Genomic DNA, 14,142 nt, shown 5'->3' with positions numbered 1-14,142 from the left:
AGACTAAATAAATAGATTAAACCGAGCAGAAATGCTCGGTTTTTTTTATTTTTACTTTTAAAATTGCCTCAAATTTAATTTAATTGTATCCAGATGAATTATAAATATTTAGTACTATTCGTTTTTGTGTTCAGTATTTTTTCTTGCGAAAAAAAAGATGAGCAAAAGCAAATGCCTCCTCAAAATATAAAAGTATATCAAGTTGTGCCTAAGATAGTTCCGATTTATGAAGAATTTGTTGGGCAGATTTATGGAGAAAAAGACATCCCTATTAGAGCGAGAGTCGATGGGTATTTAGAAGATATTCATTTTAACGAGGGTACGAGAGTTAAAAAGGGAGATTTATTATACGAAATTGATTCAGCTCCATTTATTGAGGCTGTTGCGGCTAAAAGAAGTATGGTGGCTCAGGCAGAAACGGTCTTGGTACAAACAGAAAGTGATTTGAATAGAATAAAACCATTGGCGGAAATAGACGCGGTAAGTCAAAGAGAACTAGATATGGCGCAAGCGCAAAGAGATGCTTCCATATCTGCTTTGGATGCCGCAAAAGCCGACTTAAGGATTGCAGAAATTAACTTGAGCTATACTAGAATAATGGCCCCAATTGATGGTATTATTGGGCGCACTCTAGCTAGAGAAGGAGAATTTGTAGGGAAGGACCCTAATCCTGTAATTTTAAATACGGTATCAGATATTGAATCGATAAGAGTTCAGTTTTTTCTTTCAGAAAATGAGTATTTAAGAGCAGCGAGAACGTACGCAACTGAATCGGCTAAAAAAATAGGAGACAGAGATGATATGGTTGAAGTAAAGTTAATTCTTTCTGATGGTTCTTTATATGATCAAATTGGGAGTATTGATTTCATTGATAGAAATGTGGATTCGTCTACCGGAACAATACTATTGCAGGCTACATTTTCAAATCCGAAAAACTTAATACGCCCCGGTCAGTTTGCTAGAGTTAAAATTAAAATAACCGAATTGAATGATGCATTAATTGTTCCACAAAAATGTTTGTCAGAATTGCAAGGTAAGTATTCGGTTTTAGTGGTAAATCCAGAAAATAAAGTCGAAGCAGTACAGGTAGAAACCGGTGAAAATATTCCAGGTTTTACCATTATTACTAAAGGAATAAAGCCTGGTGATAAAATTATTTTAGAAGGTTTACAGAAGGCAAGACCGGGGATGGAGGTAATTCCAGTGGTTACTGATTTTGACTATAAATCAACTAACAATAAATAGTGATGGCTGAAAATAAAGGAAACTTTTTTGTACATAGACCAATTGTGGCTATAGTAATCGCAATTGTAATCGTTATTGTAGGTTCCGTTTCATTAATAGGTTTGCCTATTGAGCAATATCCAAACTTAACACCTCCAATTGTTCAAGTTAGGGCAAATTATACAGGGGCAAATGCTATAAGTGTTGAAGAATCTGTTGCTACTCCGTTAGAACAACAAATTAACGGTGTAGATAACATGATCTACATGAAATCTACAAATGCGAACGATGGTTCAATGGCGATTGATATTTCATTTGATGTTGGAACGGATCCAGACATGAATACGGTATTATCACAAAATAAAGTATCGGCGGCATCGGCAAAATTACCAGCATCAGTTACAAAGTTGGGGGTAACAACTCAAAAATCACTACCAAACATTTTGATGTTGGTGACACTAACTTCTGATGGTAGATATGATCAAGATTTTCTAGGAAACTATGCCCTCATCAATATTAAGGACAAACTGTCGAGAATTAAAGGAATTGGTAGAGTTGATGTATTAGGAGCGTCTGATTATTCTATGCGTATTTGGGTGAAACCAGATAGATTGTCTCAATTAGGATTGACAGTACCCGAAATTATAGCGGCAATTAATGAACAAAATATTATTGTTCCAGGTGGTAAATTTGGAGCGGAGCCTGCGCCTGCCGGAACGCAGTTCACCTATACTGTTCGTTTGCCAGAACGATTTAATTCCGAAGAAGCCTTTGGAGATATTGTGGTTAGAACCCAAAGTGATGGGTCGCAGATTAAATTAAAAGATGTTGCAAGTGTTAGCCTTGGTGTAGAAAGTTACAACATGAAGGCAAGATTGAATGAAAGGACTGGAGGGATTATTGCTTTATACCAAGCACCTGGATCAAATGCAACGGAATTGGCAGGGACGATAAAAGCTGAAATGGAAATCCTTGCACAAGAGTTCCCAGAAAGTATTGAATACAATATCTCATTAGATACCACCAAAGCGATTGATGCGGGAATTAAAGATATTGTAGTTACTCTAATTATTGCATTAATATTGGTAGTATTAGTAGTGTTCATTTTTATTCAAGATTGGCGGGCTACTTTAATTCCAACCTTGGCAATTCCCGTTTCATTAATTGGAGCATTTATATTTTTTCCAGGATTAGGGTTTACCATTAACGTATTGTCTCTGCTCGGATTGGTGTTAGCGATTGGTATTGTGGTTGATGATGCTATTGTGGTAGTTGAAGCAGTTCAAGTAAATATAGCCAAAGGAATGAACGCTAAGGAGGCTACCTTAGATGCTATGCGTAAAGTAACAGCACCTGTAATTGCAACAACTTTAGTGTTGGTCGCAGTATTTATTCCTGTTGCAGGTATGGCCGGTATTACAGGATTACTCTACCAGCAATTTGCAATTACGATTGTTGTATCTGTAATTGTATCTTCGGTAAACGCCTTGACTCTGAGCCCTGCATTGTGTTCGTTATTACTGAAAGAACCGAAACCATATGGAGGTCCTTTAGGTTGGTTTTTTGCTAAATTTAATAAGGGAATGGATAAGACTACCGATTCATATATGAGTTTTACGAATATAGTTGGTAGAAAAATTAAACGATCTATTGTATTTATTTTATTGATGACTTTCGGAGCCGGAATCTTTGGAAGTTTGGTACCTGGAGGCTTTATTCCTGAAGAAGATATGGGATACTTTTTTGTAAATGTGCAATTACCAAATGCAGCATCTATACAACGTTCTGATGTTATTACTAAAGATATTGAGAAAATACTATTAGAAGTTCCTGAAGTTGAATTTGTAACAACCGCAACAGGCTATAGTATTCTATCAGGCGCCATGATTTCAAATACTGGGTTTTTATTTGTTTCAATGAGCGATTGGTCAGATCGTGAAAGGACCGCAGATGAAGTTATTTTAGAAATCAATAAAAGGTTAGCAGTTGGAATAAAAGGGGCACAAGTATTTGCTTTTGGTCCTCCCGCCATTCCTGGTCTTGGGAATGGTTCTGGATTTAGTATGATGCTGCAGGATAGGGTAGGAAATACGCCAGAATATCTTTCGCAAAATTCTATGAAATTTATTCAAGCGGCAAATGCAAGGCCAGAAATTGGACGTGCAAGTACAACTTTTCAGGCTACCGTTCCTCAACGTTTTTTAGATATAGACAAGGAAAAAGCATTAAAATTAGGTGTTAATTTAAATGATTTATATACAACTATAGGTGCATTTATGGGTGGCGCATATGTAAATGATTTTACTAGGTTTGGTAGATTGTACAAAACTTATATCCAAGCAGAACCAGAATATCGAGTAGACGAAACAGGTATTAATAAGTTCTTTATTAAGAATAATAAAGGTAGTATGGTTCCACTTTCTACGGTTGCTACAGTAGAACCTATTTCTGGACCCGATTATACTACAAGATTTAATTTGTATAGGTCAGTTGAAATTACGGGGTCACCAGCCGAAGGTTATACCTCAGATGATGCTCGAAGGGCATTAAAAGAGGTTGCAGCAGAAGTATTACCTACAGATATGGGATATACTTGGAATGCAATGTCGTTCCAAGAAGAAAAGGCTTCAGGATCTTTGGGAGTAATCTTAACTTTTTCATTGGTGTTTGTATTCTTAATTTTAGCTGCACAATATGAAAGTTGGTCATTACCATTCGCTATTTTAATGGGTACACCATTTGCAATATTTGGTGCTTTGTTTGCACTTTGGGCAGGAAGATTAATTAGTCCAACATTCGAAAATAATATATTCGCTCAAGTATCCTTTGTCATGCTTATTGGTATGGCGGCTAAGAACGCCATTTTAATTGTTGAGTTTGCAAATGACGAGTTTAAAAATGGATTGAGTTTATTTGAATCTGCAATGGCTGCTGCAAAATCTAGGTTTAGACCTATATTAATGACCGCTTTTTCATTTATTTTAGGAGTATTTCCATTAGTAATTGCATCAGGTTCTGGTGCGGAGGCAAGAAAAGTAATGGGTATGGCATTATTAGGAGGTATGGCTTTGGCAACCTTTTTAGGAGTCTTTTTATATCCGATGTTATTTATTTTTATAGGAAAAATAGCAGGTTATGAGCGGAAAAGAGAGCGAGAAATGTTAAAACAAAAAGAATTATTGAATAGTTAGATATGAGAAATTATTTATATAAAGTAGCCGTTCTGTTAATTCTTGGTTTAGTAATTCAAGCGTGTTCGGTTGGGCCAAACTATAGAAAACCTGAGCCAATCAATACAGTTAGTTCATTTAGATATGGAGCAGAGCAAACCGATAGTATTATAAATCTAAAATGGTGGGAATTGTTTAATGATCCAATTTTAGATACGCTTGTAGTTAAGGCTTTAGCTAATAATAAGAATGTTCTTATTGCAGCGAGTAGGGTAGAGCAGGCTAGAGAAAATGTAAAGTTTAAAAAAGCAGATAATAAACCTAGCATAAATTATAACGGCGCTGCTAATAGAACAAATATGTTATTGGGCGTTCCTACAAATCCGGCAAGTACATTTTCTGTAACGGGTAATGCGAGTTGGGAAATTGATTTTTGGGGAAAATACAGAAGGTCAAATGAGGCGGCAAAAGCGGACTTATTAAGTTCTTTTTATGGTAAACGTGCAGTTCAAATTGCGGTGATTACTGAAGTTGCAACAAATTATTTCAACTTATTAGATTATAGAACCCAACTAGGAATAGCCCAGAAAACCTATGCAAGTAGAGATAGTATTCTGCAAATTATTCAAGCACGTTTCGATCAAGGGTATACACATGTTATTGATGTAAATCAGGCACAAATTCAGAAAGCAATTGCACAATCGGCAGTTCCTCAATTAAAACGATTTGTTGCATTTACAGAGAATAATCTAAGCGTATTATTAGGCGAATCACCTAAATCTATCGAAACATATGCAAATCTTAAAGAATATGATTTGCCAAAAAAAGTGCCAAATGGAATTCCTTCTGATATATTATTAAGAAGACCAGATGTATTACAAGCGGAACAAAATTACAGATCCCAAAATGCATATATAGGTGTTGCACAAGCTATGCGTTTTCCTTCAATTAGTTTAACCGGATTATTAGGGACAGGGAGTACAGAACTTTCTACTTTATTAGATAATGGTTTAGGATGGGGAATTTCAGCAGGTATTACGGGACCATTGTTTCAGTTTGGGAAAAATGCAAGAAGAGTTGATATAGAAAGAGAAAAAGCGAAGCAATCATTGCTAACCTATGAATATACCGTTTTGACATCATTACAAGATGTAAATAATTCATTGGTGGAAATTGAAACCCTGGTAAATGAGTTGCAGGCTAAAGAAGATAGAATGCGTGCAGCAAATAATGCCAGTTACCTATCTAGTAGAAGATATATTGAAGGGGTTACAAGTTATTTAGAAGTAATTGAAAATCAGCGTCAAGAATTTGATGCGGAATTATCATATTCTGAAAATTTCCAATCTCTGTTAAATGCACATGTTAGTTTATATAAATCATTAGGAGGTGGTTGGATATCACAATCTGAAATAGATAAATATGCACAGCAATTGGCAGACGAGCAAGAAGTTGATGTTTCAACCATAAATAAAGATTCTTTATTCTATAATGGTCAAATAGTTGACTTGGTGCTTAGCAAAGAAGAAGAGCAGGCCAGAAAGGATGCGAAGAAAGCACAAAGAAAGTTAGAGCGTCAACAAAAGAAGGAAGACAGACAAAACAAATAAAAACATGAAACATTTTGTAGTATTAATATGTTGTATTTTAACATTAAGCAGTATGGGACAAGATAAATTACCCTATTACGAAATAACAGAAAACTATGAAGAATATACAGCCGGAACTGTAACAGCTCGAATGTTGGACGGTTTAGGCTTTCGATTTTACTGGGCAACCGAAGGTATAACTGAAAAGGAATTATCTTATAAAGCCAGCGAAGAGGGGAGGACTTATATAGAAACAGTAAGTCATATTCTAGGATTGTCTAGAATTGTAGTGAATAGCGCATTAAAACAACCTAATGATAATGCAATTCAGTACCCTGAATTGTCTTATGTTGAAATGCGAGCGGAAATTTTAAATAACGTTAAAACGGCAAGTGACATTCTAAAAACCGAAACAGATCTAAACGAATTTAATATCGTGTTCAAATCGGAAAAAGGAGATCGCGTAATTCCGTTTTGGAATAATATCAATGGCCCCATTGAAGATGCTGTATGGCATTGTGGTCAGTTAGTCGTCTTACGCAGAGCCGCAGGTAATCCTATGCTTTCAAAACCTAGTTTTTTTAACGGAAAAGTGAGGAATTAGCAGGGGACATTATTAGATTATCTATAGTTTTTTTATTAAAATGAAAAAAAAGTAATATTTTAGCTAAATAACAAAGTTATAATTGAATAGAATAATTAACCCCTTATCTATTTTACTAATAACTTTTTGTGCCTATGGGCAGCAAGAAGAAAATAGACCCCTAAAATCTACAATAACTACTGTGAGTTCTTCAACAGTAGCATTATCTAGTAATAAATATACAGTCCTTCAAAGTATTGGTCAAAGCAGTATTATAGGTACTGTTAAAACTGGTAAAATGGTTGTTCAACAAGGTTTTTTAAATAGTACTAGATATTTTAAATTAAACAATTCAGGAATTGAAAATATTGATGAGAGATTGGAAATTGTTGTTTCTCCAAACCCCTTTGTAGAGTATGTAAAGGTTGATTTTTCGGAAAGCACTGCACATCCTATTCATTTAAAAGTTTTTGATTTAAATGGAAAGGTGTTGAAATATAAAAAATACAGCGCTAGTGATAGTGTTATTATTCCAATGGAAAATATAATCATAGGATCGTATATTTTACATATTGTTAGTGGTGAAGATACTTTTGCAAGAAAAATTTTGAAAGTCAGAGAATAACATGTTAATGAAGAAAGTACAATATATTATAACTTTAGTGTTATTCGTTTTTACGGTAAACACCCATTCACAAGAAATTTTTGTAGGATCTGGCTTTAGTTCGGCTACCTTCTTAGATTATGAAAATAGTGAAGGTGAAAACACGTTAGACGACTCTGGTTTTTCAAAAGTAAAACAACCTTTATTAGAAAGTGGTATTAGGTTTGATCTTTATAAACAGCGCGTAAAGTTTGATCTCGGTTTGCATTATCATAAATACGAAATTAGAACGGCTTTTATTGCTGGTGAAATTCGAATTCCAACAACCTACAATTTATCATATGTTGGAGCAAAAGTTGGATTAAAGGTAGATGTTTTGCGTTGGAAAAACTTTGGACTACAAGGGCATGTGCATTTATTTCACGATTGGCTTGTTTCTGGTACAAATGAATATATGGATCAGCGTGTGGATTTGTACAATGATAATACTATGGATAAAGGATTGATGGGATTCCATAGAGGATTTGGATTAGAATACAAAGTAAATAAGAAAATTGCTTGTTATATCAATTACAATATTGCGACGAGTTTTAAAGAGGCGAATCAAGATTCAAATGAAGGAGAAGCCTATAGTTTAGATGCAAGATCTATTCGTGTAGGGGTATTATTCACTTTAAGTAAAAAGAAGAAGAAAGCCCCTGTTAAGAAAACTGAAACGAAAACAACCACAACAACGACAACTACAACGACAACGGAAGAAGAAGAGGGTACTAAAAATAAAGGAGAAAACGATTAATGAAGATCCTAAAATACATATTGCCCCTTTTATTATTTCTGAGTATGTCTTACACGTATGCACAAACTCCTGGATTTAATTATCAGGCGCTCATTTTAAATAATGAGCCTATTCAGATTCCAGGGACTGATGTAAAAGAAAATCAGGTGCCTTTAGGATTGACCGAAGTAACCTTCCGTTTTGCAATTGAAAATGAATTTAGAACGGAATATATAGAAGAACAAACTGTTACCACAGATGAAAATGGGATGGTGTCTTTAATTGTTGGTGAAGGAAGACCAATTAATACCAGTTTTAGTGATATTATTTGGGATGGAAAACTTAAGTACTTAAATGTTGAAATTAATATTCACAGTTCTAATAATGGCTTTGAGTTTTTAGACAGGCAACGCATACTTTATATTCCACATCCAGCGTCTGTTGGTGGAGGAAGTGGCGGAGTTACTGTTGTAAATACCTTAACGGATTTAACCGATACCTATACCCAAGGAGATTTGGCATGGGTGCAAAATGATGCAACAAATAATGTTCCCGTTTTATATATCTATAACGGAATAGAATGGATTGCGGTAACAAATGATTTGGATCCTACCAACGAATTTGGCTTAATTGCTGTTGCAGATGCGGCAGAAAGAGATTCATTGTTTAGTGCTGCAATTGTTGGTGACCAAGTTTGGAATGAAGCCTGTGAATGTATTGAAGTTTATAATGGAGCGGTTTGGATTTCTGTAGCACCAGAAAACACAACAGTTTCTAACGGACTTACTTTGGATGGTAACAATATAAAATTAGGTGGAGACCTAATAGAACCTACATTTATTAATACAGATTTGGTAAACACCTTGGCCATTACTGGTTTAGAGGATAGTACTTCTTTAAATGATGAACTGCTTGTTTTAGAAGAAAATACCGGTGTGCTAAAGAAAAAGTCAATGTCTAGTTTATATGAGCGAACCGAAATTGTGTTAAATGCGACAGAAGGACAATTGTTATTTCCTACGCCATGGACAATATCCAATATAAATAAATTAGATGTGTATAGAAATGGAGTTCGAATAAGTTTTAGACTGATAAATGCAACAACAATTGAAATAGAACTCGATGCTAGGTGTTACCAAGGCGATCAAATAAGAATAGTACAATTAAATTAGAATTAATCAACCCTAAATAATTAATAAAATGAACACAAGTAAATTAAAATTAAGTAAATTAAAATCAATTAAATTAAACCCAAAGAAAATGAAAAACAATTATTTTAAAAACACAATTAAGTTTGGAATTGCTGCAGTATTAATGATGGCAATTGGAAATGCTAATGCTCAATCATCTTCGGATCAAGCGACAACTGCTTCAGCAGTTAAATTGATTGATAACAAAGGTACGATTAAGTATGTTCAATCTAATAATGGTATCACAACAATAACAAATACTACCTCTGAAAAAACGACTACGACATTTCAGTTAGGAGGAACTTTAGTTGATGATACGAATATTGCAACAGGAACTAATGAGTTTAAGATTACAGTAGACGGTGCTGGAGGAGGTACTTTTGTAATTGATGGGCTTTTACCGGATGCTGAAGGTGCTGCCACAGCATTTGGAGGAACTGGTTATTCTTTATTAGTTCGTGATGAATCAGATGGTCAAGTTAAAAATATTTTAGCAACAGACCTTATCGATGTGGTTTTAGTAGATCATGATTTAGGAGCGGATACTTCTTCAGATATTGCAATCCCTGTTCCAGGAGTTCTAACAACAACAAATATTAGTAGAGTTTCTGTTTATAGAAATGGTGTTAAACTTAGAGAATTTAGTGATTATTCTGTACCTACAGATGGTACTGTAGAAGTAGTTGTAGCAAATATTGGAGGAGAAGGATATAATGGTGATGTCTTTGAAGTTCAATGGATTAAATAATCTAGATTTATAAAATGAATAGTTCCTTTGCAGAAATAAGGAGTATTATAATTTTAACCTGTGCCTTGGTATTCTTTTTGAATGCTAAGGCACAAGAGGTTAATGTTATAGATAATAAAGGAACTATACATACGGTTAGAAATAACCAAGTTACTACTTCTAATACAGCACCTTTAACTCCACTAATGAACGATGTTTGGTTCGATACTACCAATACAACTAATGTTATTGCAAAGACGTGGAATGGAAATGGATGGATAATAGTAGGAGGTGTAAGTACAGATGTAAATAACGCCCTTACAGCAGGTACAGATAGTGGAGCCTACAAAGCACTTAGAATAATGGATGTTTATGACGATGTTGGAGGGCAGAGAGTAAACAATCAATTGGTTAAATTAAATCTTAGTATTGAAAGAACCAATGTTGGTTTTGCCTCTATAACTAGCGATGAAGTTGTAATTCCAGAAGATGGTTATTATAAAGTTGCATATCATGCCACTTTTAGAACAGAGGCCGGAGACGGAACAAGAACCACTGCTCGAGTTGAATTACAGATAGACGGAAATAGAGAGCCTGGTACAGATTCCTATAGTTATCATCGACAAAATAATACTGCCAATAATAGTTCAGGTAATGTAAGCACAAGTACTGCTGGTAGATCTCTAATAAAATTCTTTTCGGAAGGTGAAGCCTTGAGTTTACATGCGGTAAGGTTTGAAGGACCAAATAATAGACAATTTGAAACCCTAGCAGAAGGTACAGGAATAACTGTTCATAAACTTAATTAGTGTATCTTTATACACTGAAAAAGTTAATATTTAAATGCTAATAAAAGACATAAACATTTATTTTTTGAATAGAAGTTTCCTACTTCTATTTTTTATTTTTAATGGATTTTTGAAGGTCAACGCGCAAGAGGTTCGCGTTATAGATAATAAAGGAACGATTAACACGATTAGAAATAACCAAGTCTATAGTTCTGCAACCGCTCCCATAACGCCATTAGAAGGGGATATTTGGTTTAATACTGGAAATAGTACATCTCAAGTATATACTGGAACGGTATGGGTTGAGTTAGAAGATATAGATAATGTAACAAGTAATAATACGGCTCCTTCCTTTCCTGTGTCTGGAGATATTTGGTTCAACACTTCTGTCGTTCCTACTTCTGTTAATGTTTGGGATGGTACTTCCTGGCTTGCGCTTGGAAATAACTTTTGGTCTAGAGATGGAAATGCTGGTTCTAATCCAGCTACAGAATTTTTAGGAACAACAGATACACAAGACTTTGTGTTGAGATCCAATAACATCGAAAAACTTAGGTTATTCGGAACAAAAGGACAAGTATTAATTAATCAAGCTCCGACATTCAATGATCATCCATTAGTTATTAGAGCTAATGGCAATGATATTTTAGCATTTCAAGATGCTAGTGGTAATCCGTTATGGCATTGGAATATTATTGGAAATGGGTTAAATTTTGTAGAAAGTAATATTGCAGATTACAGACTGTTTTTAGAACAAGGTGGAAACGTTGGCATTAATACTGGAAATCCGGATGCTATGCTTGATGTGGATCCAACATCGAACAACGAGGTACCGTTGAGATTAAGACCAAATGCAACAACACCAACAGGTACAAATTCCGGAGAGTTTCATGTAGGAGCTGATGGATTACTATACACCTATGATGCTACTCGAACTAAGTGGTTAAGTGTAGACAGAAATATGGTTGGTTGGGGAAGAAACAGTAATAATACCTCAAACCAATACTTAAGGCAATTCAATGGTGCGTTATCAAGTCAAAACGGTTGGCGCATGATTCGAGATGGCACTATAACTGCAATCACAGTGCAGGGAAATGCGAATCAGAATTATACTATTCACATTAGAAAAAATGATGATACAACAAATATTGCATCGTTAGTTGTTACAAATTCTAGTCAAGGAGCACATGACGTGTCAATTGATGTTGATTTTAACGAAGGTGATTATTTACAGTGCTATTTAGTAGGTACCAGCATCGATTATCCACAAGTATTGGTTGAGATTGCTTGGAGGCAGTAGATTTTATTAGAATAGGGTTTTAACTATAATTTCCGCGGCTTTTTTACTTCCTTTTAGTGATGGATGAAAACCATCCGGTCCATAATAATCAAAGTTCTTAGTTGCATCAAAATGTTGTTTCCATTCTTCTCCAACAGGGCAGAGAAGTGCATTATTTAATTTCGCCGCATCTTTATGGTTTTTAATGACGCCGTCAAAAGTTTGATAGTAGGCCATAGAAGGCCAAACCATAAAATATACCAACTTCGTTTTTGTTCCCTTTATCAGTGCGTTAATTGCAATACCAGATTCTATAAGCAGTTTTTTGCCTTCTGGTTGCGATGAAGGTCCTTGTTGAATTATGATATAATCGTAATTTTTAGCCTTTAATTTTTTTTGAACTGAACCTTCATTTAAATGATCTACAATGGCATAATTTGGTTTTGCCAGTACAGTTGATTTTATTTTTACACCTTTTTTCTTTGCCTCTTTTTTTACCAGTTGAGGTAAGTTATTGGTGTAAGTTAAACTGTTTCCAATAAAAAGTATGGTTGAATTGTTTTGTGCGTCTACCATTGGATTTGAAGAAATGCACAAAAGGATTAGTATGTATTTTAACTTAGTCAATTAATTTTATAATTGATACAGAAGATGTTTCAGAAGTCATATTAACGGTTCCGGCTGCAGCAGCTCTTTTGGCATAGAAAGAGATTTCATCACCAGGGACAACAGATAAAATAAAACCAGAGATATGAACTGAACTTTCCGTATGGCCATTTCCGTTTCTAATATAACCCGATGAAGCAATAGGTCCTACTTCTGTTGTTCCATTTTTTTTAATTCTCATTTGAACAGAAGCCCTATTAACCGCGGCTTCCATGTATAGATTAGCATCAATTATTATTCTACCGGTAAAATGAACCGTTAAAATATTTGATGCAACAGTAAAATATTCATTAGAACTATTTTCTAGATTCCCGGTGTTTCCTATAAATTGGTTATTACCAAAAATAGGGATCAACTGATCAAATACTCCATTTGTACTGTTTAAATTTGTAGTGATATCTGAATTATTACTATGCACTGCTTTTGTTTTAACAGATTCTAACAAATTTGCAATATCAGTGGCATTTGTACCAATTGCGGAATTCTGAGTTGTTTGTTCAGTTTCAATAACCCCAATTGCAGTGTCAAGGACGATAATATCAGCTTCATTACCGCTAATATTAGTTGCATTTGTAGCAATTCCAGAAATATCTTGATCTCCAGTATTAGTTCCAGAAATGTTAGTTATGGCAGTAGTTTGTGCAGCGGAAAAAGCAATTTCACTTAAAGGAACTTTGTTAACTGTTAACTCTTGCCCTAAAAGAGTAATAAAAGACCCCTCACTAGCTCCATTAATTGTTACGTTTCCAGAATTCGTTCCAGATAGGTTTCCAAGATTTGTAACATCAGTAGCATCAATATTTACTGCTTGACTCGCAATGAATGTAGGGTCAGATTCAGAAAAAGATGTTAAATAGCCTTCTGTAGCATGATTACCCCATGAAAATGCCGTATTCCAATTAGAAGAATTATCAGTAGTACCATATGCTTGCCCCCCATTTTGACCAATACTAACTAAATTTCTGCCAGAACCTGGAGAATAACTGGGCATAAACAAGGCACTTCCTATGGTAGTATCTCCATTTATGTTCAATCCATTTACACCAACTGTAGCTCCTCTCACAGAAATGTCATTAGAAGTTGTATTACCTCTTGATGTTACTGAATCAAAGGTATCAGCCTCCGTAAAAGATTGTAAGGCAGTGTCTGCTAAATCTAAACTGGCATTAACTGAGGCGTCTAGTTTGGTTTCGTCAATGCTGCTCGCTAAAATATCGGCAGTAATATCTGTTCCTGTTAAAGTTAAGTCTAATTCCGCAGTATCACTCACCGTAGTACTTTCAGAAGCTTTGGCTGTATTCAAATCAATAGCAGCATCTTGCGCAGTTTGTTCTATTTCAATAGCCCCAATTGCAGTGTCAAGGACTATAATATCGGCTTCATTACCACTAATATTTCCTGTATTAGTTGCAATATTAGTTGTATTTGTAGCGATACCAGAAATATCTTGGTCACCAGTATTTGTTCCAGAAGTATTCGCAATAATAGCGGCTTGTCCGGCAGTAATTCCTGTTTTAGCCGTATTTAGAGCAATGGCAGCATCTTGT

12 protein-coding genes are annotated in these 14,142 nt (G+C 34.9%); 10 read left to right on the top strand and 2 right to left on the bottom strand.

Translation table 11 applies throughout. The annotated features are described in order from the left end of the window. Nucleotides 1-93 precede the first annotated feature (93 nt). From RM519_RS13550 to RM519_RS13505, 10 genes are all read left to right on the top strand, one after another. On the top strand, nucleotides 94-1,245 hold the full coding sequence (locus tag RM519_RS13550; protein ID WP_311594368.1) for an efflux RND transporter periplasmic adaptor subunit: 1,152 nt from the start codon (nucleotides 94-96) through the stop codon (nucleotides 1,243-1,245). 2 nt (nucleotides 1,246-1,247) lie between these two features. Continuing rightward, nucleotides 1,248-4,415 (top strand): efflux RND transporter permease subunit, encoded by a 3,168-nt coding sequence (locus tag RM519_RS13545; protein ID WP_311594367.1) that lies wholly within the window; start codon nucleotides 1,248-1,250, stop codon nucleotides 4,413-4,415. Between the two features lie 2 nt (nucleotides 4,416-4,417). Further along, nucleotides 4,418-6,004 (top strand): efflux transporter outer membrane subunit, encoded by a 1,587-nt coding sequence (locus tag RM519_RS13540; RefSeq protein WP_311594366.1) that lies wholly within the window; start codon nucleotides 4,418-4,420, stop codon nucleotides 6,002-6,004. 4 nt (nucleotides 6,005-6,008) lie between these two features. Then, nucleotides 6,009-6,587, top strand: coding sequence for a DinB family protein (locus RM519_RS13535; protein ID WP_311594365.1), 579 nt, complete (start codon nucleotides 6,009-6,011; stop codon nucleotides 6,585-6,587). An 82-nt stretch (nucleotides 6,588-6,669) separates the two neighbouring features. Continuing rightward, entirely contained in the window at nucleotides 6,670-7,191 is a 522-nt protein-coding gene (locus RM519_RS13530) for a T9SS type A sorting domain-containing protein (protein ID WP_311594364.1), read from the top strand. Nucleotides 7,192-7,198: 7 nt separating this feature from the next. Beyond that, nucleotides 7,199-7,966: an outer membrane beta-barrel protein gene (locus RM519_RS13525; protein ID WP_311594363.1), complete on the top strand. Its 768-nt coding sequence runs from the start codon at nucleotides 7,199-7,201 to the stop codon at nucleotides 7,964-7,966. A 44-nt stretch (nucleotides 7,967-8,010) separates the two neighbouring features. After that, nucleotides 8,011-9,117 (top strand): hypothetical protein, encoded by a 1,107-nt coding sequence (locus RM519_RS13520; protein ID WP_311594362.1) that lies wholly within the window; start codon nucleotides 8,011-8,013, stop codon nucleotides 9,115-9,117. A gap of 88 nt (nucleotides 9,118-9,205) precedes the next feature. Further along, the gene (locus RM519_RS13515) at nucleotides 9,206-9,883 is read left to right on the top strand and encodes a hypothetical protein (RefSeq protein WP_311594360.1); all 678 of its coding nucleotides are present in this window, start codon (nucleotides 9,206-9,208) and stop codon (nucleotides 9,881-9,883) included. Between the two features lie 14 nt (nucleotides 9,884-9,897). Further along, on the top strand, nucleotides 9,898-10,671 hold the full coding sequence (locus RM519_RS13510; protein ID WP_311594359.1) for a hypothetical protein: 774 nt from the start codon (nucleotides 9,898-9,900) through the stop codon (nucleotides 10,669-10,671). A gap of 64 nt (nucleotides 10,672-10,735) precedes the next feature. Beyond that, on the top strand, nucleotides 10,736-11,950 hold the full coding sequence (locus tag RM519_RS13505) for a hypothetical protein (protein ID WP_311594358.1): 1,215 nt from the start codon (nucleotides 10,736-10,738) through the stop codon (nucleotides 11,948-11,950). Between the two features lie 6 nt (nucleotides 11,951-11,956). On the opposite strand, the gene RM519_RS13500 is transcribed toward RM519_RS13505, so the two are convergent. Continuing rightward, entirely contained in the window at nucleotides 11,957-12,505 is a 549-nt protein-coding gene (locus RM519_RS13500; protein ID WP_311594357.1) for an SGNH/GDSL hydrolase family protein, read from the bottom strand. Between the two features lie 43 nt (nucleotides 12,506-12,548). After that, the coding region (locus RM519_RS13495; RefSeq protein ID WP_311594356.1) for a hypothetical protein at nucleotides 12,549-14,142 on the bottom strand (1,594 nt) is incomplete at its 5' end.

It is taken from the genome of Urechidicola vernalis (assembly GCF_031846385.1).
Lineage (GTDB): Bacteria > Bacteroidota > Bacteroidia > Flavobacteriales > Flavobacteriaceae > Urechidicola > Urechidicola vernalis.
This window is presented reverse-complemented; position numbering and strand designations above follow the sequence as displayed.

Coding starts and splice junctions, on each gene's coding strand:
- RM519_RS13500 (WP_311594357.1), bottom strand. CDS start 12,505: ATGGTAGACGCACAAAACAATTCAACCATACTTTTTATTGGAAACAGT.
- RM519_RS13515 (WP_311594360.1), top strand. CDS start 9,206: ATGAAAAACAATTATTTTAAAAACACAATTAAGTTTGGAATTGCTGCA.
- RM519_RS13545 (WP_311594367.1), top strand. CDS start 1,248: ATGGCTGAAAATAAAGGAAACTTTTTTGTACATAGACCAATTGTGGCT.
- RM519_RS13540 (WP_311594366.1), top strand. CDS start 4,418: ATGAGAAATTATTTATATAAAGTAGCCGTTCTGTTAATTCTTGGTTTA.
- RM519_RS13525 (WP_311594363.1), top strand. CDS start 7,199: ATGAAGAAAGTACAATATATTATAACTTTAGTGTTATTCGTTTTTACG.
- RM519_RS13520 (WP_311594362.1), top strand. CDS start 8,011: ATGTCTTACACGTATGCACAAACTCCTGGATTTAATTATCAGGCGCTC.
- RM519_RS13550 (WP_311594368.1), top strand. CDS start 94: ATGAATTATAAATATTTAGTACTATTCGTTTTTGTGTTCAGTATTTTT.
- RM519_RS13510 (WP_311594359.1), top strand. CDS start 9,898: ATGAATAGTTCCTTTGCAGAAATAAGGAGTATTATAATTTTAACCTGT.
- RM519_RS13535 (WP_311594365.1), top strand. CDS start 6,009: ATGAAACATTTTGTAGTATTAATATGTTGTATTTTAACATTAAGCAGT.